At 70.2% G+C, this 23,906-nt stretch carries 18 protein-coding genes and 2 pseudogenes; 11 read left to right on the plus strand and 9 right to left on the minus strand.

The annotated features are described in order from the left end of the window. Positions 1-5 precede the first annotated feature (5 nt). The 3 genes from AB0I10_RS19540 to AB0I10_RS19550 all read left to right on the plus strand — a co-directional run bounded on the left by AB0I10_RS19540 (position 6) and on the right by AB0I10_RS19550 (position 3,250). A complete protein-coding gene (locus AB0I10_RS19540; protein ID WP_363153749.1) occupies positions 6-956 on the plus strand; it encodes an N-acetylmuramoyl-L-alanine amidase in 951 nt (316 codons plus the stop codon). A 222-nt stretch (positions 957-1,178) separates the two neighbouring features. Continuing rightward, on the plus strand, positions 1,179-2,057 hold the full coding sequence (locus AB0I10_RS19545; RefSeq protein ID WP_363153750.1) for a DUF5336 domain-containing protein: 879 nt from the start codon (positions 1,179-1,181) through the stop codon (positions 2,055-2,057). A 182-nt stretch (positions 2,058-2,239) separates the two neighbouring features. Continuing rightward, positions 2,240-3,250, plus strand: a complete 1,011-nt coding sequence (locus tag AB0I10_RS19550) for an LLM class F420-dependent oxidoreductase (protein WP_363153751.1) — start codon at positions 2,240-2,242, stop codon at positions 3,248-3,250. 67 nt (positions 3,251-3,317) lie between these two features. Here AB0I10_RS19550 and AB0I10_RS19555 read toward each other — a convergent pair whose 3' ends face one another. The 3 genes and pseudogenes from AB0I10_RS19555 to AB0I10_RS19565 all read right to left on the minus strand — a co-directional run bounded on the left by AB0I10_RS19555 (position 3,318) and on the right by AB0I10_RS19565 (position 6,854). Next, complete coding sequence (locus AB0I10_RS19555) at positions 3,318-4,388, minus strand: prenyltransferase/squalene oxidase repeat-containing protein (RefSeq protein WP_363153752.1); 1,071 nt, start codon at positions 4,386-4,388, stop codon at positions 3,318-3,320. 218 nt (positions 4,389-4,606) lie between these two features. After that, positions 4,607-5,323, minus strand: a pseudogene (locus AB0I10_RS19560) (class I SAM-dependent methyltransferase); the annotation flags it as partial. Positions 5,324-5,465: 142 nt separating this feature from the next. Further along, a complete protein-coding gene (locus AB0I10_RS19565) occupies positions 5,466-6,854 on the minus strand; it encodes a glycosyltransferase family 4 protein (protein ID WP_363153753.1) in 1,389 nt (462 codons plus the stop codon). Positions 6,855-7,104: 250 nt separating this feature from the next. Between AB0I10_RS19565 and AB0I10_RS19570 the strand changes: the two genes are divergently transcribed. After that, positions 7,105-7,761 (plus strand): TetR family transcriptional regulator, encoded by a 657-nt coding sequence (locus tag AB0I10_RS19570; protein ID WP_363153754.1) that lies wholly within the window; start codon positions 7,105-7,107, stop codon positions 7,759-7,761. Between the two features lie 154 nt (positions 7,762-7,915). Here AB0I10_RS19570 and AB0I10_RS19575 read toward each other — a convergent pair whose 3' ends face one another. After that, positions 7,916-8,149, minus strand: a complete 234-nt coding sequence (locus AB0I10_RS19575) for a ferredoxin (protein WP_363153755.1) — start codon at positions 8,147-8,149, stop codon at positions 7,916-7,918. Then, positions 8,149-9,636: an aldehyde dehydrogenase gene (locus AB0I10_RS19580; protein ID WP_363153756.1), complete on the minus strand. Its 1,488-nt coding sequence runs from the start codon at positions 9,634-9,636 to the stop codon at positions 8,149-8,151. The genes AB0I10_RS19575 and AB0I10_RS19580 overlap by 1 nt, the downstream gene beginning before the upstream one ends. 342 nt (positions 9,637-9,978) lie before the next feature. Here AB0I10_RS19580 and AB0I10_RS19585 point away from each other — a divergent pair, with 342 nt between their 5' ends. The 6 genes from AB0I10_RS19585 to AB0I10_RS19610 all read left to right on the plus strand — a co-directional run bounded on the left by AB0I10_RS19585 (position 9,979) and on the right by AB0I10_RS19610 (position 17,489). Continuing rightward, complete coding sequence (locus AB0I10_RS19585; RefSeq protein ID WP_363153757.1) at positions 9,979-11,148, plus strand: MBL fold metallo-hydrolase; 1,170 nt, start codon at positions 9,979-9,981, stop codon at positions 11,146-11,148. A 501-nt stretch (positions 11,149-11,649) separates the two neighbouring features. Continuing rightward, a complete protein-coding gene (locus tag AB0I10_RS19590) occupies positions 11,650-12,975 on the plus strand; it encodes a prenyltransferase/squalene oxidase repeat-containing protein (RefSeq protein WP_363153758.1) in 1,326 nt (441 codons plus the stop codon). Further along, a complete protein-coding gene (locus AB0I10_RS19595) occupies positions 12,975-13,694 on the plus strand; it encodes an SCO2322 family protein (RefSeq protein WP_363153759.1) in 720 nt (239 codons plus the stop codon). The genes AB0I10_RS19590 and AB0I10_RS19595 overlap by 1 nt, the downstream gene beginning before the upstream one ends. Beyond that, complete coding sequence (locus AB0I10_RS19600) at positions 13,691-14,974, plus strand: energy-coupling factor transporter transmembrane component T (RefSeq protein WP_363153760.1); 1,284 nt, start codon at positions 13,691-13,693, stop codon at positions 14,972-14,974. Before AB0I10_RS19595 ends, AB0I10_RS19600 begins: the two co-directional genes overlap by 4 nt. Continuing rightward, positions 14,971-16,611 (plus strand): ATP-binding cassette domain-containing protein, encoded by a 1,641-nt coding sequence (locus AB0I10_RS19605; protein ID WP_363153761.1) that lies wholly within the window; start codon positions 14,971-14,973, stop codon positions 16,609-16,611. Before AB0I10_RS19600 ends, AB0I10_RS19605 begins: the two co-directional genes overlap by 4 nt. Then, positions 16,608-17,489: an ECF transporter S component gene (locus tag AB0I10_RS19610; RefSeq protein WP_363153763.1), complete on the plus strand. Its 882-nt coding sequence runs from the start codon at positions 16,608-16,610 to the stop codon at positions 17,487-17,489. The genes AB0I10_RS19605 and AB0I10_RS19610 overlap by 4 nt, the downstream gene beginning before the upstream one ends. 236 nt (positions 17,490-17,725) lie before the next feature. On the opposite strand, the gene AB0I10_RS19615 is transcribed toward AB0I10_RS19610, so the two are convergent. Continuing rightward, a complete protein-coding gene (locus tag AB0I10_RS19615; RefSeq protein ID WP_363153764.1) occupies positions 17,726-18,958 on the minus strand; it encodes an alpha/beta hydrolase in 1,233 nt (410 codons plus the stop codon). 176 nt (positions 18,959-19,134) lie between these two features. Beyond that, on the minus strand, positions 19,135-20,304 hold the full coding sequence (locus AB0I10_RS19620; protein ID WP_363153765.1) for a steroid 3-ketoacyl-CoA thiolase: 1,170 nt from the start codon (positions 20,302-20,304) through the stop codon (positions 19,135-19,137). A gap of 349 nt (positions 20,305-20,653) precedes the next feature. Between AB0I10_RS19620 and AB0I10_RS19625 the strand changes: the two genes are divergently transcribed. Next, on the plus strand, positions 20,654-21,886 hold the full coding sequence (locus AB0I10_RS19625) for a cytochrome P450 (RefSeq protein WP_363153766.1): 1,233 nt from the start codon (positions 20,654-20,656) through the stop codon (positions 21,884-21,886). 34 nt (positions 21,887-21,920) lie between these two features. On the opposite strand, the gene AB0I10_RS19630 is transcribed toward AB0I10_RS19625, so the two are convergent. Continuing rightward, on the minus strand, positions 21,921-22,271 hold the full coding sequence (locus AB0I10_RS19630) for a hypothetical protein (RefSeq protein ID WP_363153767.1): 351 nt from the start codon (positions 22,269-22,271) through the stop codon (positions 21,921-21,923). Next, positions 22,268-23,884, minus strand: a pseudogene (gene ctaD, locus AB0I10_RS19635) (cytochrome c oxidase subunit I); the annotation flags it as partial. The gene AB0I10_RS19630 and the pseudogene ctaD, both read right to left, overlap by 4 nt. Positions 23,885-23,906 lie beyond the last annotated feature (22 nt).

Raw genomic sequence — 23,906 nt, forward strand, 5'->3', positions numbered from 1 at the left:
GCGACGTGTCGAACGGCAGTACTTTCCCCCCGCACCGCCGCCTGCGCGGCACCCTCGTGATCGCGCTGGTCGCCCTCGTGGCCGCCGGTGTCGCGGGCTGGCTGATCTGGCGGCCGACGAGCGGCGGCGACGGCGAGCCGCGGCGAGCGGCGCCGCCCGGGCCGAGCACGTCGGCGAGCGGCAGCAAGAGCTCCCAGGAGCCGGGGAACACAGAGACCTCAAAAAACCCAAAGGACCCCAAGGACCCCGCGAGTGGTGCCCCTCACAAGGGGAATCCGCACGGGAGCCTCAAGGGCAAGGTCGTGATGATCGACCCCGGTCACAATCCGCACAACCGCGATCACGGCCAGGAGATCGCCCGGCTGGTGGACATCGGCAACGAGCGCAAGGAGTGCGACACCACCGGCACCTCCACGAACGACGGCTATGCCGAGGCGGCCTTCACCCTGGACGTCGCCCGCCGTGCCCGCACCCTCCTCCAGGACCAGGGCGCCAAGGTCGTGTTCACCCAGGACGGCGACCGCCCGTACGGGCCGTGCGTGGACGAGCGCGCCGCCGCCGGGAACAAGGCGCACGCCGATGCCGCGGTCTCCATCCACGCCGACGGCTCGGGCACCGGAAACCGCGGCTTCCACGTCATCCTCCCCGCGCGCGTCACGGCCGGCGCGGCCGACACCTCGCCGATCGTGGCGCCCTCACGCGAGTTGGGCGAGCGGCTGGCCGGCCGGTTCGTGGCGGTGACCGGAAGTGCACCGTCCAATTACATCGGCGGCGATACGGGGTTGGACGTACGGTCCGATCTCGGCGGCCTCAACCTCTCCACGGTGCCGAAGGTGTTCATCGAGTGCGGCAATATGCGCGACGCGAAGGACGCGGCGCAATTGACGGACCCGAAGTGGCGGCAAAAGGCGGCACGTGGGATCACCGAGGGCATTGCGGACTTCTTGACGAGGTGAGCGAGGCCGCCGATCCGGGCCCGGCAGACCCACCCATCCGACCACCGATACGGCCGCGGGGAGGGCCGCGGATACGGCCGCTGAAACCCGTCGATATCAAGAAGACGGCCCGGCGGACTCGGCGATAGGTTCCCCTTTACGATGGAGGGCCTCCGCCGTGCCTCGCACCGCGCGCCAGCGACAGCGACGACCAGTTCCTCGAAACCGACAAAGGACCCTTACGTGAACATCCGCTCCCTCACTAGAGGCGACGGCGTGGTGATCGGAGCAGCGGTGTTGCTGTTCATCGCCTCGTTCCTCCCTGCAACTGGCGGCCCGGACTGCTCCGGCCCTCTGGCCAAGTACTGCGAAGCCCAGGACTACGACAGCGACAACGCCTGGGCCATTCTGTCCGTCGTCATGAGCATCTACGTGGCAGGTGTGATCGGCGCGGGGATCATCGTCATCAGCCGTGCGCTGCCGCAGCCGCGCAAGGTTGCCGGCCTCGACCTCTCCCAGCTCGGTGTCGCCCTCACCATCTTCTCGGCGTGGACGGCGTTCTGGACCATCATCGACGCCGGCAACGCCGGTGCGGGCCTGATCATCGGCCTGATCTCCACCCTGATCCTGGCCGGCGCCGCGGTGGCCACCCCGCTGGTGCCCGCGCTGAAGGTCGCCCTGGTCGGCGCCCCGAAGCCGGCCGCTTCCCCGTACGGCGCGACCCCCAACCAGGGGTACGGCTACCCCGGTGCCCAGCAGCCGTCCCAGGGGTACGGCTACCCGGGCGGCCAGCAGGGCCAGCCCGGCCAGCCCGGCTACGGCGGTCAGCCGGCTCCGGCCGGTGGCACAGCCGGTGGCGCGCAGGGCGCCGCCCCGCAGGGAGCCGCCCCGGCGGGCGCCACCCCGGCGGGTGGCACGCCCTCGGACTTCGCGCCGTTCTGGTTCGCGGTGCCCGTCGCGCGCCCGCTGTACGGCGAGGACGGTTCGCCGTCGCCGATCGCCGAACTGGCGCCCGGCACCTGGTACCTCGCGGTGGAGCAGCGCGGTCAGGCCCTGATCGCGCAGACCCAGGACGGCCGTCGCGGTGTCCTTCAGGACACCACCGGCATCCAGCGCGGCTGATACCGGATCGATCCCGGGTCCCGGACGCACAACGGTCCTTTCGCGGCCCCTCGCCCTCACGGGCGGGGGGCCGTTGCGCTGCCCGGGGCCCGGTCGTACAGTTCGCCGGGCGAGCACATCTGACACACCGTCAGCAAATGCGAACGGGGTCTGTCAGTCACCGTCTGAGAGAGGCGATCGGCATGCGACTCGGTCTGGCACTGGGCTACTGGGGCCGCGGCCCCGGCCCCCGGCACCTCGAACTCGCCCAAGAGGCCGAGCGCCTGGGCTACGACTCGGTATGGACCGCGGAGGCCTGGGGCTCGGACGCCTTCACCGCGCTCACCTGGATCGCCGCCCACACCTCCCGGATCACCCTCGGCACGGGCATCGCGCAGATGGCCGCCCGCACCCCCACCGCCACCGCGATGCACGCACTCACCCTCGACCATCTCTCCGGCGGCCGGATGATGCTCGGCCTCGGACTGTCCGGCCCGCAGGTCGTCGAGGGGTGGTACGGGCGGCCGTTCCCCAAGAGCCCGCTGACCGCGACGCGCGAATACGTCGATGTGATCCGCCAAGTACTGTGCAGGGAAGGCCCGGTGGAGGTGGACGGACTCTTCCATCCGCACCCCTATCGCGGCCCGGACGGCACCGGCCTCGGCAAGCCCCTCAAGCCCATCACCCACCCGCTGCGCGCCGAACTGCCCATCCTGCTGGGCGCGGAGGGCCCCAAGAACATCGCCCAGACGACCCGAATCGCGGACGGCTGGCTGCCGCTGTACTGGTCGCCGATGCGTACCGACGTCTACCGGCCGTCGCTGGCAGACGCCCCGGACGGCTTCCGTATCGCCCCGATGGCACGCGCCGCGGTCTGCGACGACGTCGCCGAGGGCCTGCTGCCGGTCAAGGCGATGCTGGGCTTCTACATCGGCGGGATGGGACACGCGGCCAAGAATTTCCACGCCGATCTGATGGCCCGGATGGGCTTCGAGGAGGAGGCGAGGCGGGTCCAGGAACTCTTCCTCCAGGGCCGCAGGAACGAGGCCGTGCTCGCCGTACCCGACGCCTTCGCCGACGAGATCTCCCTCGTCGGCCCGCGCGAACGGATCGCGGAACGGCTGGAGTTGTGGCGCACGGGGCCGGTCACCGACCTGCTCGTAACGGCCCCTGATCCGGAGACACTGCGGGTGCTGGCCGAGCTGAACTCCTGACACGGGAGCAGACAGACCGCCACCCGCGGGAGCGGCCCGTCCGCCACCCGCGGGAGCGGTCCGTCCGCTACGCGCAGCAGTCCGGATCGAGGCCGGTCGGCAGGCGTTCGCCGCCGAACACCGATGTCGTGGCCTCGTCGCCGCCCAGTGCCGCTACCGCCAGCAGCAGCGAACCGGCAGTCCAGGAGGTGAGTTCGCGTGGCCAGATCGCGTCGTCGTCGAAGACATAGCCGGTCCAGTACATGCCGTCCTCGGCGCGCAGATGCTGGATCCACTTGAGGATCTGCACGGCACGTTCGGACTCCCCCATCGCCCAGAGCGCGAGGGCCAGTTCGGCGCTCTCACCGCCGGTGACCCAGGGGTTGGGCAGCACACAGCGCACGCCGAGGCCGGGCACGACGAAGCTCTCCCAGTCCGCGTCGATACGGGCGGTGGCCTCCGGGCCGCGGACCGCGCCGCCCAGGACCGGGTAGTACCAGTCCATGGAATAGCGGGACTTGTCCAGGAACCGTTCGGGGTGCCGGCGTATCGCGTGGCCGAGCCGGCCGAGGGCCATTTCCCAGTCGGGTTGCGGCTCCTCGCGCTGTTCGGCGAGGGCGAGAGCGCAGCGCAGCGCCTGGTAGACGGAGGACGAGCCGGTCAGCAGCGCGTCGTTGACGGGGGTGCCGTCGTCCTCGCGCTTCCAGCCGATCTCGCCGCCGGGCTGCTGGAGCTCCAGGACGAACTCGATCGCCGCGTACACGGCGGGCCACATGCGGTCGAGGAAGGTCTCGTCGCCGGTGGACAGGAAGTGATGCCAGACGCCGACCGCGATGTAGGCGCAGAAGTTGGTCTCGCGGCCGCGGTCGGTGGGCGCCTGGGCGTCCCCGTCGGCGTAGGCCGCGTACCAGGACCCGTCCGGGTTCTGATGCCGCACCAGCCAGTCGTAGGCGGCCTCGGCGCGCTCGTGTTCACCGGCCGCGTCCAGGGCCATGGCGGCCTCGGTGTGGTCCCACGGGTCGAGGTGGTGGCCCCGGAACCACGGGATCGCGCCGTCCTCGCGCTGGGTTGCCGCGATGCCCGCGACCGTACGGGCCGCCTCTTCGGCGGTGAGCACCCCCGGCAGGACCAGCCGTTCGGTACGCCCGGGAGTCGTCACTTGGCGGCCCCGGAGGCGGACTTGGACGTCGGGTTGGCGGCCTTGGCGGCGGACCTGGTGGCGGTCTTCGTCGCCTTGGTGGCCGTCGCCTTGGTCGTCGTCGCCTTGCTCGTTGTCGTCGCCTTCGTGGCCGCCTTCCGGGTGGGCTTGGCGGCCTTGGCGGCGGGCTTCGCTGCCGTGGCGGGCTTCGAGGCGGCTTCCGTGGTGGCCGCCGTCTCCGGAAGGTGCGGCTTGGTGGCGTAGGCGACGAAGCTCTTGCCTATGACGGGGTTCAACGCCTGCTCGGCGAGCCGGGTGGCGAGCGGCTTCTTCATGATGTCCCAGACCAGCAGCTTGTGGTACGCCTTCACCGGCAGCGCGTTCTCGTTGTCCACCCCGAAGGCACATTTCAGCCACCAGTAGGGGCTGTGCAGCCCGTGCGCATGGTGCGTGCCGTACGGCTCCAGGCCGGCCTCGCGCATCTTGCCGAGCAGCTCGTCGGCGCGGTAGATGCGGATATGGCCGCCCTCGACCTCGTGGTAGGCGTCGCTGAGCGCCCAGCAGATCTTCTCCGGGCCGTAGCGCGGGACGGTGACGGCGATCCGGCCGCCGGGGCGCAGCACCCGGACCATCTCGGCGAGCACACCCTTGTCGTCCGGGATGTGCTCCATGACCTCGGAAATGATCACGACGTCGAAGCTCTCGTCCGGGAACGGAAGGGCCAGCGCATCGCCCTCCATCGCGGTGGCGGAGGCGCCCGCGGGGGCCTCGCCGGCCTCCTCCATCGCGGCGAACCACTTGGCGACCTCGCGGATCTCCTCGCCGTTCTGGTCGAGGGCGACGACCTGCGCGCCGCGCCGGTAGCACTCGAAGGCGTGCCGGCCCGCGCCACAGCCCAGGTCGAGTACGCGATCGCCCGGGGCGAGCGGGAAACGGGAAAAGTCGACGGTCAGCACGGCGTTCTGCTTTCGTCCGGCGGTTCATGGCGGTGGTGGCTGAGGGAAGGACGGCGGGTGGAGCTGAGGGGGCTCAGGGGGTGGCCGGCAGTGCACGCGGCCGGGTCCGGGGCCGGGGCCGCCGTCGGGGCCTGGCTGCGCACTAGACGCGTCCGGCGGTGCTCGGCGCGGGGGCCGTGCGCCGGGCGCGGGCGGCAGCGGCCGGGTCCGACTGGAGGGCGATGGCCTCGCGGTAGCGCTCGGCGGTGCCGATGGCGGCCTGCCGCCAGGTGAAGCGGGCGAGTACCCGCTCCCGGCCGGCTTCGCCGAGGCGGCGGCGCAGCGCGGCGTCGCCCAGGAGGCGGAGCACCCCGGCCGCGAGCGCACCCGCGTCGCCAGGTGGCACCGCGAGGCAGGTCTCGCCGTCGGTGCCCGCGACCTCGGGGATGGCGCCGCCGGTGGTGGCGAGGAGCGGGGTGCCGGTGGCCATCGCCTCGGCGGCGGGCAGCGAGAAGCCTTCGTAGAGGGAGGGGACGCAGGCGATCTCGGCGCTGCGCACCAGATCGACGAGTTCGGCGTCGCTGATGCCCTTGACGAATTCGATGGCGCCGGAGAGGCCGAGCCGCTCTATGGCTGCGGCGACCGGCCCGTCATCGGCGCGCTTGCCGACGACCACCAGATGCGCGTCGGGGTTTTCGGTGCGGACCTTGGCGAGCGCCTCGACGAGGTGGATCAGGCCCTTGAGGGGCACATCGGCGCTGGAGGTGGTGACGATCCGGCCGGGCACCTCGGCGACGGACGGGTCTGGCGAGAAGAGGTCGGTGTCGGCGCCGATGTGCACGACATGGATGCGGCCCTCGCGTACGCCGAGGTCGTCGACGATCTCCTGGCGGGAGGAGCCGGAGACGGTGAGAACGGACGGCAGGCGGCGGGCGACGCGCTTCTGCATCCGTGTGAAGCCGTACCAGCGGCGGACGGAGGCACGGCGCTTCCAGCCGTCGGCGGCTTCCAGGTCGAGCCGCCGGTCGACGGTGATGGGGTGGTGAATGGTGGTGACCAGTGGGGCGCCGAGCGCGCCGGGGCCGCCGAGCAGTCCGTAGCCGAGGGTCTGGTTGTCGTGCACGACGTCGAACTCGCCGCGGCGGGCGGCCAGGTGACGCCGGGCGCGCAGGGAGAAGGTCAGCGGCTCGGGGAAGCCGCCGGTCCACATCGTGCCGACTTCGAGGGCGTCGATCCAGTCGCGGTACTCGCCGCGCTTGGGCGTGCGGAACGGGTCGGGCTGGCGGTAGAGGTCGAGGCTGGGCAGCTCGGTCAGCATCACCCCGTCGTCGAGGACGGGATAGGGCTGGGCGCCGATCACCTCGACGGTGTGGCCGAGGCGGGCCAGTTCGCGGGAGAGGTGGCGTACATAGACGCCCTGTCCGCCGCAGAACGGGTTCCCCTTATACGTGAGCATCGCGATGCGGAGGGGCCGGTCGCCGTTCGCCGGGGCGGCGGCCGAGGGGGCCTCTGCGGGGCGAGGCGCGGCTGCCTGGACGGCCTCTGCGGTCACGCTCGGCCCCCTTCTCACTGGACTTTCGCCGGAGCGTAGCTGCTGGCGGTAATCTAGAACAAGTTTCAGAACTGATCGGTCGGCGATCGGCTACTGATCAGTTCGGGAAGCTTCGAATCTACCGGCCGAGACCGATGCGAACAGAGGCGCCCCAGGTGATTCGCGCCACCACCCGACCCCCTGCCATGCTGTGCCGATCACACGACCGGCACTCACCCCATCGCGGACGGAATGCCACGGAATGGGACACATGACTACGGAATCCAAGGCGGCCAAGCCGACGCTTCCCGCGAGTCCTCCCCTGACCGAGCGTCAGGAGGCCAGGCGCCGCCGCATCCTGCACACCAGCGCCAAGCTGGCCAGCCGTGGCGGCTTCGACGCCGTACAGATGCGAGAGGTCGCCGAGTCCTCGGGCGTCGCGCTCGGCACCCTCTACCGCTACTTCCCCTCCAAGGTGCATCTGCTGGTCGCGACCATGCAGGACCAGCTCCAGCACATGCACGAGACGCTGCGCAAGCGCCCGCCGTCGGAGGAGGACCCGGGCGCGCGCGTCGCCCAGACCCTGATGCGGGCCTTCCGCGCGCTACAGCGCGAGCCGCATCTGGCGGACGCGATGGTGCGCGCGCTGACCTTCGCCGACCGGTCGGTCAGCCCCGAGGTGGACACCGTCTCCCGGCTGACGACCGCGATCATCCTGGACGCGATGGGGCTGGACGGTCCGCCCACCCCGGAGCAGCTGTCCGCGGTCCGGGTCATCGAGCACACCTGGCACTCGGCACTGATCACCTGGCTGTCGGGGCGGGCCTCGATCGCCCAGGTGAAGATCGATATCGAGACGGTGTGCCGGCTGATCGACGTCACGGCGCCGGGGGCCGCCCCGGGAGCGGGGAGGGGCGCGGGGGGATGATGGACGGGTGACTGGGGGCTGGCGTTAACTCGCTGACGTTAACTCGCTGACGTTAACTCCAGTTCAGACGTGGGTAGTTGGCCCGCAAGGGGCCCTCCGCCCCCTTAGGGGACCACCACACCCACCCCCTACGGGACTCCCCCGCCCCCGCCCCTCACTCCTCCGGCGGGAACACCACCTCACCGCTCCCGGCGACCGTGATGCTGATCGCCTCCACGGGGCACCCCTCTGCCGCCGCCAGCACACTCTCCGCCGAGTCCGCCTCCGGTTCGACGGGGTGCGACTGCCTGGCCGGATCCAGCCGGAAGCCGTCCGGTGCCGCGCCGACGCACATCCCGGAGCCGATGCATACGCTCCGGTCCACCTCCACCCGCCACCGGTCCCCCATCAGGCACCCGCCGGCAGATGGATCATCTTGTGCTCCAGATACTCACCGAAGCCCTCGGGCCCGAACTCCCGCCCCACCCCGGAGTTCTTGTAGCCGCCGAACGGGCCGAGCATGTCGATGCTGAACGTGTTCACCGAGTACGTGCCGGTACGCACCTGCCGTGCGATGTCGACACCGTGATCGACGTCGGCCGTCCACACCGAGCCGGACAGCCCGTACTCCGAGTCGTTGGCGATCCGTACCGCCTCCGCCTCGTCGTCGTACGGCAGCAGACAGATGACCGGGCCGAAGATCTCCTCACGCGCGATCCGCATGGAGTTGGCGACCTCGCCGAAGAGAGTCGGCTCGACGTACCAGCCCGTCGGCTGTCCCTTCGGCCTGCCGCCGCCGGCCAGCACCTTGGCGCCTTCCTTCTGCCCCAGCGCGATGTAGTCGAGAGACCGCTGCTGCTGGCGGCGGGCGACGAGCGGGCCCAGCTCGGTGGCCGGATCCAGCGGGTCGCCGACGGTGAGCGCATTGGCCGCCACGGCGAACCGTTCGGCGATCTCGTCGTAGCGGGCGCGCGGCGCGAGAATCCGCGTCTGGGCCACACAGGCCTGGCCGTTGATCATCCAGGCGAACGGCACAATGCCGGCCACCGCCGCGTCCAGATCCGCATCCGGCAGGATCACCGCCGCGGACTTGCCGCCGAGTTCGAGGGTGACGCGGCTGAGATTGCGGGCCGCGACCTCCATGACCCGCTTGCCCGCCGCCACCGAGCCGGTGAACGACACCTTGTCCACGCCCGGGTGCCCGACCAGGTACTCGCTCACCTCCCGGTCCGCGGGCAGGATCGACAGCACGCCTTCGGGCAGCCCGGCCTCGGTCGCGATCTCTGCGAGCAGATACGCGTCCAGCGGGGTCTCCGGCGACACCTTCAGCACCACCGAGCAGCCGGCCAGCAGCGCGGGCGCGAGCTTGGCGGCGGCGGTGAACTGCGGGACGTTCCACGGCACGACGGCCGCGACCACCCCGACCGGTTCGCGCCGTATCAGCAGCGGCCCCAGGATTCCGGCGCGCCGCTCCTCGAACGGACTGCCATCTTCCGGGGGACGACCCCCGTGGCCCCCGAAACCGCGGGCGACGGTGAGCGCCGCGTCCCACACCAGCATCGCGGCCAGCGACTGCACCATCACACCGGAGGTGTACGGGGTGCCGTTCTCGGAGCTGATGACCTTGGCGATCTCTTCGCTGCGTACCGCGAAGGCGTCCTTGATACGGGTCACCACCGCGATCCGGTCCGCCAGCGGGGCGTTCGCCCAGACCCCGGAGTCGAAGGACGTACGGGCGGCGGCCACCGCGCGGTCGACGTCGGCCCGCGAGGCGTGCGGGACGCGGCCGATGACCTGTTCGGTGTGCGGTGAGACGACCTCGATCGTGTCGCTGCCGGCCGGATCGACCAACTCACCGCCTATGTAGAGCTTTCCGTGCTCGACGAGGTCGCTCATGGCTGCCGCCTCCCGACGGTTCCGGACGGTTCCTGATGTTTCCGGACGGTTCCTGATGTTTCCGGACGGTTCCTGATGGCTCTCGACGGTCCTTGATGGTTCCGATTCTCCGATTCAGGCTTTCGGCTTTCCTTCTGACGTTGCGTCAGAATCACGCACCCACCAGGAACTGATACCAGTTCTAGTTGGAGGAGTCCACGGTGCCGACCGAAAGCCAACCCCCCTACCTGGCGGGCCACTTCGGCCCGCATTGGAACGCGTTCTAGTTATAGTGGGTCGGGTGCGTCGAGTGGAGGTTGGCTGCACGCACTGGCGTGTACGCCGCATCGAGAGGGGACCGGGATGTCAGAGGCCGGGGCGCCACAGGTGATCGACCACCGGGGCGGGGTATGGAGCATCGCCGTGCCCATCCCTGACAACCCGCTCGGGCACACCCTCGTCCACCTTCTGGAAACCGATCGCGGCCCGGTACTCATCGACACCGGCTGGGACGACCCGGACTCCTGGGACGCCCTCGTCGCGGGCGTCGACGCCTGCGGCTTCGCCCTCACCGACCTGCACGGTGTACTGATCACCCACCACCACCCCGACCATCACGGCCTCTCGGCCAAGGTCCGGGAGGCGTCCGGCGCCTGGATCGCGATGCACGCCGCCGATACGGCCGTGGTCCGCCGCACCCGCGAGGCCGAGCCGGGCCGGTGGCTGGACTTCCTGATCGCCAAGCTGGCGACGGCCGGGGCTCCGGACGACCACCTGGCGCCGCTGCGGAAGGCGCGCGCCACGGGGGGCGGGCGGTCACTGCCCGGACGGCGTGCCGCACTGCCCGACCGCGAGATCGGCCCCGGCGAGCTGCTCGATCTGCCGGGGCGGCGGCTGCGCGCCGTCTGGACGCCGGGGCACACGCCGGGGCATGTGTGCCTGCATCTGGAGGAGGAGCATCCGGGGAAGGCCGGCAACCCCGCCGGGCGTAACTCCCCTGGCGTCGGCCGGCTTGAGGCCCGGACCTCGGCGGTCGACCGGCCTGAGGCCCTGACCTCCGGCTTCGGCCGGCTCTTCTCCGGTGATCATCTGCTGCCCGGGATCACCCCGCACATCGGGCTGTACGAGGACCCGGACGACGATGGGGGTCCCCCCTGCTCATGGGAGGGCTTGGCGGAGGTCACCGACCCGCTGGGCGACTACCTCGACTCCCTGGAGCGGATCGGCCGGCTCGCCCCCGCCGAGGTGCTGCCCGCCCATCAGTACGCGTTCACCGATGCGGCCGCCCGCGTGCAGGAGCTCATCGCTCACCATGAAGAGCGGCTCTCCGGGCTGAGAGCACTGCTCAGCGATCCGCTCACCCCGTGGCAGCTCGCCGTATCCATGGAGTGGAACCGCCCCTGGGAACAGATCCCCTACGGGTCCCGGAACATCGCCGTCTCGGAGGCCGAGGCCCATCTCCGCCGCCTGGTGAAACTCGGCCATGCCGAGCTGGTTCCGGGGTCCGACCCGGCGATGTACCGGGCGGTGTGAGGCGGCGGCGAGGTGAGAGGGAAGCCACGGGAGCCATGGGAACCCCGGGCAGCCAAGCCGCTCCTCGGAGGCAGGCGCAGGAGACGCCCACCCGCACCGTACGTGCGAGCGAGGCCCCGCCGGGTGCCGGTTAAGGTGTGCGGGACAACTTCATTTGTGCCCGATCGGGGGAAGCCGGTGAAAATCCGGCGCTGACCCTCCCCCAAGCTCTCGGCTTCGCTCGAGCCCGGGGGCACCCCCATCCGTGAGGACGGCCCGTCCGCCCACCGCGACCACACCGCGGCGCGCGCAGCCGTGCGAGCCGGAGCGCCCGGTGGGGCACAACCAAGGCTCCCGCCGCCGGACCCGCCCGTATCCACGGACGGCCGGTGCGCGGCACCGTCGAGGTATACGGAGCAGAGCCCGGTGCCACCGCGTACGATCCGGCGATCGCCGCGCGGGTGGTCGGCCGAGCGCGGCTGCGTACTCCCGCCGCGACCCGACCCGAGAGGCACCGACCCGATGGCCCGCATGGCTTCCATGGCTCCCCAGGCCCCCCTGACGCACTCCGTCGCCTTCCTGGCGCGCCGCGCCGCCATGGCGCTGACGGCCACGGCAGTGCTGGGCCTGGCCACCGCCCCCGCCGCGTTCGCCGACTCGCCCTCGCCCAAGCCGACCGCCAAGAAGCTGCCCGACGGGCTCTACGGCACCAAGGACCCGCAGTACGACGGTGTCTGGCGGCAGTCGCTCGCGCTGCTCGCGCAGCGCACGGTGGGTGTGCGGCCCGCGGCGTCGGCCGTCGACTGGCTCGCCGGGCAGCAGTGCGCCGACGGCTCGTTCGGCGCCTTCCGTGCCGATCCGGCCACGGCCTGCGACACCAAGACGATGCGGGATACGAACCAGACGGGCGCCGCGGTGCAGGCACTGGCCGCGCTCGGCGGGCACGACGACGCCGTGAAGAAGGCCGTGACCTGGCTGAAGTCCGTACAGAACGACGACGGCGGCTGGAGCTCGATGCCCGGCTCGCCGAGCGACGCCAACTCCACCGCGGTGGTGATCGGCGCGCTCGCCGCGACGGGCGAGAAGCCGGAGGCGGTGACGTCGAAGAAGGGCGGCAAGACCCCTTACGAAGGGCTGCTCACCTTCCAGCTCGGCTGCGACGCCAAGGAGGGGGAGCGTGGCGCGTTCGCCTTCCAGCCCCAGAAGGGCGTGCTCGCCCCGAACGCGGATGCCACCGCGGCGGCCTCGACCGGCGCGCTGGGCAAGGGCTTTGCCATCGAGCCCGCCGGCAAGAAAGCCGATGCGCCTGTCAAGCCGCTGAGCTGCAAGGACGGCAAGAACGGCACGGCTGAGCCGGCGCAGGCCGCGGACGGCGGCGCCGCCTACCTCGTCGCGCAGCTCGACAAGAACGGTCAGCATCTGCCGTCCGCGATGCCGGGTGCGGAGAAGCAGCCCGACGTCGGCAACACCGCGGACGCCGTCCTCGCGCTGGCCGCCGGCTCGCACGGCGCCGCCGCGCAGAAGCCCCTGAAGTGGCTGGAGAAGAACTCCGCGGACTGGGCCAAGCAGAACGGCCCGGCCGCGTATGCCCAGTTGGTGCTCGCCGCGCATGCCACCGGCACCGACCCGCGCTCCTTCGGGGGCACGGACCTGGTGGCCGCGCTCAACGAGACCGGCCCCAAGCCGGCCGGCGTTGCCGAGCCGTCCGCGACGCCGAAGAAGGACGCCGAGGAGGGTGAGGAGGGTAAGGGCGGCATCGGTCTGTGGTGGATCATCGGTGTCGGGCTCGCGATCGGCGCCGGCATCGGCTTCCTGCTGAGCAGCCGCAACAAGAAGAACCAGCTCTGATGCGACGCATCAAGATCGTCGGTGCTCTGCTGCTGGTCGGCACGGCCGCGGGTACGGTCACCGGTCTGACCGCCGCGCCCGCGCAGGCGCAGGAGTACCGCTACTGGTCCTTCTGGGACGGCAAGGGGGACAAGGGCGACGGCAACGGCTCGTGGGCGTATGCCAGCGAAGGGCCGGGCACCATGCGGCCCGCCGACGGCGCCGTCGAGGGGTTCCGGTTCACCGTCAGCGCCGACTCCGCCGCGGCCGGCAAACCGCGCGCGGCCGCCGACTTCGACGCGATCTGCCATGACACGCCCGCCAAGGACGGCACCAAGCGGATCGGCGTCGTCGTCGACTTCGGCACCGCGGCGGACGCGCCCGACGGCGAGACACCGCCGAAGACCCGGACGGAGTGCGCCCAGGTGCCCGAGGATGCGTCGGCGGGCGATGCGCTGGCCAAGGTCGCCCAGCGACTGCGCTACGACTCCAACGCGCTGCTGTGCGGGATCGCGGGCTATCCGAAGGCGGGGTGCGCGGATGAGGTGAGCGGGCCGGGGGGCTCGGCTTCCTCGTCCTCCTCGTCCTCCTCGCCCGCGGATGGGTCGTCCCGGTCCGGGAAGCCGGCGGCCGATGACGGGGGCGACGGCGGTCCGTCGGCCGGACTGTTCGGCGGCATCGCGGCCGTCGTCGTACTGGGCGCGGCCGCCGTGTGGCAGGCACGCCGCCGGCGCGGATGAGCGCCCCGCAGGCGACCCGCAGCAACGCGCTGCACGCCGGCGCCTGGTGGCTGTGGGCGCTCGGGCTGGCCGCCGCGGCCTCCCGTACGACCAATCCGCTGCTGCTCGGGCTGCTGATCGGCGTCGCCGGCTATGTCGTCGCGGCCCGTCGTACGGACGCACCGTGGGCCCGCTCGTACGGCGCGTTCGTCAAGCTCGGACTGGTCGTGATCGCCATCCGCCTCGTCTTCGCCTTCGTCCTCGGCTCGCCGATCCCTGGGACGCACACCCTCGTCACGCTCCCCGAAGTCCCGCTCCCTGATTGGGCGAAGGGCGTCCGGATCGGCGGCCGGGTCACCGCGGAGGGCATGGTCTTCGCTCTCTACGACGGCCTGAAGCTGGCGACCCTGCTCATCTGCGTCGGTGCCGCCAACGCGCTCGCCAGCCCCGCCCGGTTGCTGAAGTCCCTGCCCGGCGCGCTGTACGAGGCGGGTGTAGCGGTCGTCGTCGCCATGACCTTCGCGCCGAACCTGGTCGCCGACGTACAGCGGCTGCGCGCTGCCCGGCGGCTGCGCGGCCGCCCCGACCGAGGGTTCAAGGCTCTGCTCCAAGTGGGACTGCCGGTGCTGGAGGGCGCGCTGGAGCGTTCGGTCGCGCTGGCGGCGGCGATGGACGCGCGCGGCTACGGCCGTACCGCCCAAGTGCCGCCCGCCGTACGGCACACCACCTCCGTTCTCACCCTCGGCGGGCTGCTCGGCGTCTGCGCCGGGACGTACGGGCTGCTGGGCGACACGGGAGGCGGCTACGGGCTGCCGCTGCTGCTCGGCGGGCTGGCCGCCGCGCTCGCCGGACTGTGGCTCGGCGGCCGGCGCTCCGTACGCAGCCGCTACCGGCCCGAACGGTGGGGCGCGCGTGCCTGGCTGGTCTCCGGCTCCGGCATCGCTGTCGCCGCCCTGATGATCTGGGCGAACGACTACGCGCCCGCGGCCCTGCATCCGCCCGCGGTTCCCCTCACCACCCCGGCCCTCCCCCTCTGGCCGGCCGCCTCCGTCCTCCTCGGCCTGCTGCCGGCGGTTGTCGCGCCGCGCCCGCCGGACGGGGGAGGTGGGGCGCGCCCTACCCGCAGGCACACCTCCGATCCCGTCCGTCCCGACCATTCCCACCACTCCCAACACGCCCAACATGCCCAACATGCCCATCACTCCCACCACCCCCGTCGTCCGCTCTCTCCCCACCCTCCCCGCTCACCGCTCTCTCCCCTCCCTCCGCTCGATCCGCGCAACAAGGAGTCCAACCAGTGATCCGGTTCGAGCAGGTCTCGGTCACCTATGGGGACGCCTCCGCGCCCGCCGTCCAGGGAATCGACCTGACCGTTCCCGAGGGGGAGTTGTGTCTCCTCGTCGGCCCGTCCGGCGTCGGCAAGTCGACCGTGCTCAACGCCGTCTGCGGGCTCGTACCGCACTTCACCGGGGGCACCCTGCGTGGCCGGGTCACCGTCGACGACCGCGACACCCGCACCCACAAGCCGCGTGAACTGGCCGATGTCGTCGGCACCGTGGGCCAGGACCCGCTGTCCCACTTCGTCACCGACACCGTCGAGGACGAACTCGCCTACGGCATGGAGTCGCTCGGCCTCGCCCCGGAGGTGATGCGCCGCCGCGTCGAGGAAACCCTGGATCTGCTGGGCCTGGCCGATCTGCGCGACCGCGCCATCACCACGCTCTCCGGCGGCCAGATGCAGCGGGTGGCGATCGGCTCGGTCCTCACCACGCACCCGAAGGTCCTGGTCCTGGACGAGCCGACGTCGGCGCTGGATCCGGCCGCCGCCGAGGAGGTGCTGTCGGTGCTTCAGCGGCTGGTGCACGACCTGGGGACGACGGTCCTGATGGCCGAACACCGTCTGGAGCGGGTGGTCCAGTACGCGGACCAGGTGATCCTGCTGCCGTCTCCTGGCGCCGCCCCGCTCATGGGCGACCCCTCCGAGATCATGGCCGTCTCCCCGGTCCACCCCCCGGTCGTCGCCCTCGGCCGGCTCGCCCATTGGTCGCCGCTCCCCCTCTCCGTACGCGACGCCCGCCGCAAGGCCGCGCCGCTCCGCACCCGCCTGCAGGGACTCACTCCTGCGGCACCGGTCGCGAGTACTCCGTCCCCCTCCCCGTCCCACTCCCCATCCCCCTCCCCGTCTGCGGCGGTATCGGGGCTCGATATCCGCCGGGGCCGTACCGACGCCCTCCACGGGGTGAACCTCACCGTCCACCCTGGCGAGACCATCGCGCTGATGGGCCGCAACGGCGCAGGCAAGTCCACCCTCCTCACCACACTCGTCGGCATGCACGAGCCGTCCTCCGGGACGGTCCGTGTCGGCGGCGTCACCCCGCACCGCACCAGTCCCCGCACCCTCCTGCGGCATGTGGGCCTCGTCCCCCAGGAACCACGAGACCTCCTCTACGCGGACACCGTCGCCGACGAATGCACCGCCGCCGACCAGGACGCGGACGCCCCCGCCGGCAGCTGCCGGGATCTCGTCAGCCGGCTGCTGCCCGACGTCCCGGACTCCGTCCACCCCCGCGATCTGTCCGAGGGTCAACGCCTCGCCCTCGCACTGGCGGTCGTCCTGACCGCCCGCCCACCGCTGCTTCTCCTCGACGAGCCCACCCGTGGCCTGGACTATGCCGCCAAGGCCCGGCTGATCGACATACTGCGCGGGCTGGCCGCCGAGGGGCACGCCATCATCCTGGCCACACACGACGTGGAACTGGCCGCCGAACTGGCCCATCGCGTCGTCATCCTGGCGGACGGCGAGATCGTCGCCGACGGCCCCACCAACGAGGTGGTCGTCTCCTCCCCCGCCTTCGCGCCCCAGGTCGCCAAAGTCCTCGCGCCGCTGCCCTGGCTGACCGTCCCCCAGGTCGCCCGAGCCCTGGAGCCGACGGCATGACGTCGGACCGCCGGGATGCCGAGCCCGTCCCCTCCGCTCGCCGTCAAGCCCGTGCCGTACGCCTCGGGCCCCGCTCCATCGCCGCGCTGGCGCTCATCTCGGCCATCGGCGTGATGGCTTTCGGATGGCCGCTGCTCGCCGACTCCACCTCCGGGCTCGCGCACTCCAAAGACGCGCCGTGGCTCTTCGCCGCGCTGCTGCCGATGCTGCTCGCCGTCGTCGTGGCGACCATCGCGGACACCGGCCTGGACGCGAAAGCCATCGCCATGCTCGGCGTACTGGCCGCGGCGGGCGCTGCCATGCGCCCGCTCGGCGCGGGCACCGCCGGCATCGAGCCGATGTTCTTCCTGATGGTGCTGGCGGGCCGGGTCCTGGGCCCTGGATTCGGCTTCGTCCTGGGGTCCGTGGCGATGTTCGCGTCGGCGCTGCTGACGGGTGGCGTAGGCCCCTGGATGCCATTCCAGATGCTGACGATGGGTTGGGTGTCGATGGGCGCGGGCTTCCTCCCGGGCCCCGACCGGCTGCGCGGCCGCCGCGAACTGGTCATGCTCTCCGTCTACGGAGCCGTCGCGGCCGTCGTCTACGGACTCATCATGAACCTCCAGGGCTGGCCCTACATCGCCGGTATGACGTCGGGCGTCTCCTTCGTCCCCGGCGACCCGCTCAACGAAAACCTCACACGCTATATCGCCTACTGCCTCGCCACCTCCCTCGGCTGGGACCTCCCCCGAGCCATCGTCACCGTGATCCTGACCTGCACACTGGGCGGCACCGTCCTCAAGGCGCTGCGCCGGGCCACCCGCAGAGCCGCCTTCGACACCCCCGTTTCCTTCGCCCCCGCCCCCACTTCCGGACACCGGACCCGGCAGACCTCCTGACTGCCGAGGCCGGGGAGGCCTGTGGGGTGTGGCCTATGGCGTGTGGCCTGTGACCTATGGCGTGTGGCCTGTGGTCTGTGGTCTGTGGATGCCAAGGCCTCCGGAGTACATATGTGCGGTGAGCCTGGTGAGGAGCCCGGCATACGGAGTGGTTGATGTCCGCGGTGTCGGGCTTGTTGTCTGCCGGGCTTCCTCTTGCCTCTGGCTTCGGTGCTACTGCGCTCTCCGGTATCCGCTCAGCGGGCGACCGGGAGAGCGCGGGCTATGGACGGTGCCGAGCGGAAGAACGAGGTGCTGTGGTCGGCGTCGGCGCCCTGGTCGACGACCTTGGGGGCGGCGCCGTGGTCTGCCAACTCACGGGCGCAGCTCTGGGTGTTGGCTATCGGGACGTCCCGGTCGCCGGTGGCGGTGTAGAGGGTGATCATTACGCCACGGTCCGGGGTCCAGTCGCAGGTGCGGTCGTTGGCGCGGAGTGCCTCCAGCAGGGCGCCGGACGGGTGTTGGAGCTTCTTGTACCAGGTGTCGGTCAGCAGGTCTTCCAGGCGGTCGGGCAGCTTGCCGGCTATGTCTTCCGCCGGGTGGTCACCGTCGAAGAGGTCCTCCACACGGTCCGCGTAGGGAGCGCGGAATACCTCGCCCGGGTGGTCGTAGAGCGGGTGCAGGCGATTCTGGGCAGTCAGGAAGAAAGAGATGTAGAAGACGGCGGACTGGGGGTCCACTCGCCCGTCGAACATGCCGGGGAGTTCGCTGCCGTCAAGGCCGAACGGGCCACCTACCGGTGCCAGCGCGCCGAGGCGGAATCGCGGATCGGCGCCGCGGTCCAGCTCGCGGGCGAGCGCCATGGCGACCTGTCCGCCCTGCGAGAAGCCGGTGATGGAGACCTTGCGGTCGAGGGCGGTGCCCAGCTCGGGGGCCGCGGAGCGGGCGGCGCGGAGCATGTCGAGTGAAGCGGAGGCCGAGGAGCGGGCGTCCATGTACGGGTGGCGGCCGGGGCCTGTGCCGAGGCCGAGGTAGTCGGGAGCAATGGCGGCGCGGCCGGCCGAGGCGTACAGCGACGACACCGCTCGGTCGGGGCCTTCCGCGACGGAGGGGGCGTAACCGCGGTAGGCGAGGGTGCCGTGGGCGTGGACGACGGGTGGAAGGTGATGGCTGTTGCTTATGGGGAGTGCCAGGAGGCCTGATGCCGTTGTGGGGTGGCCGTCGGGGGTGATGGTGCGGTAGGTCAGCCGGTAGGCCGCGACGCCATGCCGTGCGGTGCCGGCTTCCAGGCCCGACTTCTCGGCCTGGGCGATGACCTCGGCGCGGGTCTGCCTGCCGAGGGGGGTGATGGCGAGCAGCGTGCCGCGCCCGTGCTCGGCCCGTGTGCCGTCGGCGGCTGCCGTCTTCGTCGTCGCGCCGCTGTTCTGGCCGGTGGCCAGGGCCGGGGTTGTCGTAAGGGCTGCGAGCAGGATGGCGGCGCTGGCGGCCAAGCCACGCAATACGCGTCGATTACCACCCGATGCGGGTGCAACCCGCTGAGTTCTGGTCATGTCGTCGACGGTACGTGGATCTTGTGCCGTGCGGTATGTGGTTTTCCCCCCAACTCTCCTGTGGATTGCCACAGGTTGGGTGGAGTGGGAGGAAAGGCGGGGCGGGAGGTGGCGGGCTATAGGCGCTGGATGATCGTGGCCGTTGCCAGCGCTCCGCCCGCGCACATCGTGATCAGGGCGAATTCCTTGTCCCTGCGCTCAAGTTCGTGCAGTGCGGTGGTGATCAGGCGGGCGCCGGTGGCACCGACCGGGTGGCCCAGGGCGATGGCGCCGCCGTTCACGTTCACCTTCTCCAGGTCCTGTTCGAAGACCTGCGCCCAGGAGAGGACGACGGATGCGAAGGCTTCGTTGATCTCGACGATGTCGATGTCCTTCAAGGACATGCCGGCCTTGCCCAGCACGGCGCGGGTCGCGTCGATCGGGCCGTCGAGGTGGAAGTGCGGATCGGCGCCGACCAGTGCCTGGGCCACGATGCGGGCCCGCGGCTTGAGTTTGAGGGCGCGGGCCATCCGCTTGGAGGCCCACAGCAGTGCGCTGGCGCCGTCGGAGATCTGCGAGGAGTTGCCCGCGGTGTGGACGGCGGTCGGCATGACGGGCTTGAGGCCGCCGAGTGCCTCCATGGTGGTGTCGCGCAGCCCCTCGTCACGGTCGACCAGCCGCCACATGCCCTGGCCGGCCGCCTGTTCCTCCTCGGTGGTGGGGACCTGTACGGCGAACGTCTCCCGTTTGAAGCGTTCCTCGGCCCAGGCGGCGGCCGCCCGCTCCTGGGAGATCAGTCCGAGCGAGTCGACGTTCTCGCGGGTCAGGCCCCGGTTGCGGGCGATGCGTTCCGCCGCCTCGAACTGGTTGGGCAGGTCGACGTTCCACTCGTCGGGCCAGGGCTTGCCGGGGCCGTGTTTGGAGCCGCTGCCCAGCGGCACCCGGGACATCGCCTCGACGCCGCAGCCGATGCCGATATCGATGACACCGCCCGCGATCATGTTGGCGACCATGTGGTTGGCCTGCTGGGAGGACCCGCACTGGCAGTCCACGGTGGTCGCCGCGGTCTCGTAGGGGAGGCCCATGGTGAGCCAGGCGTTGCGTGCGGGGTTCATGGACTGTTCGCCGGCGTGGGTGACGGTGCCGCCGACGATCTGTTCCACACAGTCGGGCTGAATGCCCGTACGGGCGAGGAGTTCGCGGTACGTCTCGCCCAGGAGGTAGGCGGGGTGGAGGTTGGCGAGCGCGCCTCCGCGCTTGCCGATGGGGGTGCGTACGGCTTCGACGATGACGGGTTCCGCGGCCATGACTGACTCGTCCTCTCCTCGCGTCCGCGGGCGTCCCGGCACCCACGGAAGAGAACTAGTACGCGTTCTAGTTCTGCGAAACAGTCTTATGAGCCGCCCCCTGGGGGCGCAAGGGGCGTGCAGCACCTTGTCCGGCTCGTGGTGCCTACTTGGCCGACCGCCAACACCCCTCCCCCTGCGGACGCTTCGCGCCCCTTGTGCGCAACAGGTACCGCCGCGACCCTTGCCACTTATAGAACTCGTTACTACCTTCACCGCGACCCACATCTGATGAACCGTCAGAACGTCAGACATCAGCCGGTCGCGCACGACAGCCGGCTGCCAGACCGGATCGGACCGGGAGTCGCCGATGCCATGCCCCGCGTTGCCCGAAGGGTTCGACTTCACCGACCCCGACGTCTACCAAACCCGCGTCCCGCTCCCGGAGTTCGCCCAGCTGCGGCAGACCGCGCCCGTGTGGTGGAACGCCCAGCCGCACGGCATCGCCGGCTTCGACGACGACGGCTACTGGGTCGTCACCCGCCATGAGGACGTCAAGGAGGTGTCCACCAAGCCGGAAACCTTCTCCGCGAACCTCAACACGTCGATCATCCGCTTCAACGCGTCCATGACCCGCGACCAGATCGACGTACAGAAGCTGATCATGCTGAACATGGATCCGCCGGAGCACACCCGGGTCCGCCAGATCGTGCAGCGCGGATTCACCCCGCGCTCCATCCGGGCCCTGGAGAACGCGCTGCGCCACCGGGCGGCGCGGATCGTCACCGAGGCGCGACAGAAGGACTCCGGGGACTTCGTCACGGACATCGCCTGCGAGCTGCCTCTCCAGGCGATCGCCGAACTCATCGGCATCCCCCAGGACGACCGGGCCCGCATCTTCGACTGGTCGAACAAGATGATCGCGTACGACGATCCCGAACTGGCCATCACCGAAGAGGTCGGCACCAACGCGGCCATGGAGCTGATCTCGTACGCGATGAACCTCGCCGCGGCGCGCAAGGAATGTCCGGCCAAGGACATCGTCAGCCAGTTGGTGGCGGCGGAGGACGAAGGGAATCTCGGCTCCGACGAATTCGGTTTCTTTGTCCTGCTGTTGGCGGTGGCCGGCAACGAGACGACGCGTAATGCCATTACGCATGGGATGCATGCATTTCTGACGCATCCCGAGCAGTGGGAGCTCTACAAGCGTGAGCGCCCCGCGACGGCGGCCGAGGAGATTGTGCGGTGGGCGACGCCGGTGGTCGCGTTCCAGCGCACCGCCACCCAGGACACCGAACTGGGCGGCGCGAAGATCAAGCAGGGGCAGCGCGTCGGGATCTTCTACTCCTCGGCCAACAACGACCCCGAGGTGTTCGACCACCCCGAGGTCTTCGACATCACCCGTGATCCCAATCCCCATCTGGGATTTGGTGGCGGCGGACCGCACTTCTGCCTCGGTAAATCCCTTGCGGTCCTGGAAATCAACCTGATCTTCAACGCCATCGCGGACGCCATACCCGATATCTCCCTGGCGGGCGGCCCGCGCCGGCTCCGCTCCGCCTGGCTCAACGGCGTCAAGGAGCTTCGGGTTCAGTACGGTTGATGACCGGGCATCCCGAAAATGCGGCAGAACCGGATCACTGGCGCAGGGTGAGGGCGGTGGTGGCCACGGCGACCAGTACCGCCGCGGCCACCATGCCACTCAGGCAGGCGGTGACGAGTCGTCGCCGCAGTGACCGGTAGACGGCTTCGTATTCGGCGCGCAGGGCGGCGCTTCGTACCGCGATGCGTTCCAGGTAGGCGCGCGACGTTTCCCGTTGGTCCTGGCAATAGTGGACTTCCACTTCGCTGCGCTGGGTTTCGGTGAGCCATGGCAGACGAGTGCAGAAGGCGTCCGCCCGGGTACGCGCCCGGTCCTTCTCCGCCTCCAAGAGCAGATAGCCCTCGATCGCGTTCACGGCTTCGTCCATCCGGATTTTCTCGGTCATGCGGGCGCCCCGATCTCGGTTTCGTGTACGGGCTCGATTTCGTGCGCGATCTCCAGGTGATGCAGGTCGAACGCCGGGGATTCGGAACGGATTCGGGGCAGGGCAAGGAAGTTGTGGCGCGGTGGCGGGCAGGACGTCGCCCACTCCAGCGAGCGGCCGTAACCCCACGGGTCGTCGGACTCGACGCGCGCACCGTACTTCGCCGTCTTCCAGACGTTGTAGAGGAAGGGAAGGACGGAGAGACCCAGGAGGAAGGAGAAGATGGTGGAGAGGGTGTTGAGGGCGGTGAATCCATCGGCGGCCAGGTAATCGGGGATACGGCGCAGCATGCCCTGGGCACCAAGCCAGTGCTGGACGAGGAACGTGCCGTGGAAGCCGATGAACATGGTCCAGAACGTGATTTTGCCGAGCCGTTCGTCCAGCATCTTGCCGGTGAACTTCGGCCACCAGAAGTGGAAGCCGGAGAACATGGCGAAGACGACGGTGCCGAAGATGACGTAGTGGAAGTGCGCCACGACGAAGTACGAATCGGAGACGTGGAAGTCCATCGGCGGCGACGCCAGGATGACGCCGGTCAGACCGCCGAAGGTGAAGGTGATGAGGAAACCGACCGCCCACAGCATCGGCGTTTCGAAGGACAGGGAGCCCTTCCACATCGTGCCGATCCAGTTGAAGAACTTCACACCGGTCGGCACCGCGATCAGGAATGTCATGAAGGAGAAGAAGGGCAGGAGTACACCGCCCGTCACATACATGTGGTGTGCCCAGACGGTGACCGAAAGTCCGGCGATGGATACCGTCGCCGCGATCAGGCCGATGTAGCCGAACATCGGCTTCCGGGAGAACACCGGGATGACCTCGGAGATGATTCCGAAGAAGGGAAGCGCGATGATGTAGACCTCTGGGTGGCCGAAGAACCAGAAGAGGTGCTGCCAGAGCAGTGCTCCGCCGTTGGCCGCGTCGAAGATGTGCGCGCCGAATTTACGGTCCGCTTCGAGGGCGAAGAGCGCGGCGGCCAGGACAGGGAAGGCGAGCAGGACCAGCACACCGGTCAAGAGCACGTTCCACGTGAAGATCGGCATCCGGAACATCGTCATGCCAGGCGCGCGCATGCAGATGATCGTCGTGATGAAGTTGACCGAACCGAGAATTGTGCCGAATCCGGAGAGTGCCAGACCCATGATCCACATGTCGGCGCCGATACCGGGGGAATGTACGGAGTCGGAGAGCGGGGCGTAGGCGAACCAGCCGAAGTCCGCCGCACCTTGGGGTGTGAGGAAACCGCCCACAGCGATCAGTGAGCCGAAGAGATAGAGCCAATACGCGAACATGTTCAGCCGCGGGAACGCCACGTCCGGCGCGCCGATCTGCAGCGGCATGATCCAGTTCGCGAATCCGGCGAACAGCGGCGTCGCGAACATCAGCAGCATGATCGTGCCGTGCATGGTGAATGCCTGGTTGAACTGCTCGTTCGAGATGAGCTGATGGCCGGGGCGGGCCAGTTCGGCGCGCATCAGGAGCGCCATCAGGCCGCCGACGCAGAAGAAGCCGAATGCGGTGACGAGATACAGCGTGCCGATCGTTTTGTGGTCGGTGGTGGTGAGCCACTTCACGGGAGTGTGCTTCGTGCGCTTC

The sequence above is a fragment of the Streptomyces sp. NPDC050636 genome (genome assembly GCF_040654775.1).
Lineage (GTDB): Bacteria > Actinomycetota > Actinomycetes > Streptomycetales > Streptomycetaceae > Streptomyces.

Bases quoted from the DNA above. Each gene is read 5' to 3' on its own strand.
- AB0I10_RS19550 (WP_363153751.1), top strand. From the start codon at position 2,240: ATGCGACTCGGTCTGGCACTGGGCTACTGGGGCCGCGGCCCCGGCCCC.
- AB0I10_RS19570 (WP_363153754.1), top strand. From the start codon at position 7,105: ATGACTACGGAATCCAAGGCGGCCAAGCCGACGCTTCCCGCGAGTCCT.
- AB0I10_RS19575 (WP_363153755.1), bottom strand. From the start codon at position 8,149: ATGGGGGACCGGTGGCGGGTGGAGGTGGACCGGAGCGTATGCATCGGC.
- AB0I10_RS19580 (WP_363153756.1), bottom strand. From the start codon at position 9,636: ATGAGCGACCTCGTCGAGCACGGAAAGCTCTACATAGGCGGTGAGTTG.
- AB0I10_RS19585 (WP_363153757.1), top strand. From the start codon at position 9,979: ATGTCAGAGGCCGGGGCGCCACAGGTGATCGACCACCGGGGCGGGGTA.
- AB0I10_RS19590 (WP_363153758.1), top strand. From the start codon at position 11,650: ATGGCCCGCATGGCTTCCATGGCTCCCCAGGCCCCCCTGACGCACTCC.
- AB0I10_RS19595 (WP_363153759.1), top strand. From the start codon at position 12,975: ATGCGACGCATCAAGATCGTCGGTGCTCTGCTGCTGGTCGGCACGGCC.
- AB0I10_RS19600 (WP_363153760.1), top strand. From the start codon at position 13,691: ATGAGCGCCCCGCAGGCGACCCGCAGCAACGCGCTGCACGCCGGCGCC.
- AB0I10_RS19610 (WP_363153763.1), top strand. From the start codon at position 16,608: ATGACGTCGGACCGCCGGGATGCCGAGCCCGTCCCCTCCGCTCGCCGT.
- AB0I10_RS19620 (WP_363153765.1), bottom strand. From the start codon at position 20,304: ATGGCCGCGGAACCCGTCATCGTCGAAGCCGTACGCACCCCCATCGGC.
- AB0I10_RS19625 (WP_363153766.1), top strand. From the start codon at position 20,654: ATGCCATGCCCCGCGTTGCCCGAAGGGTTCGACTTCACCGACCCCGAC.
- AB0I10_RS19630 (WP_363153767.1), bottom strand. From the start codon at position 22,271: ATGACCGAGAAAATCCGGATGGACGAAGCCGTGAACGCGATCGAGGGC.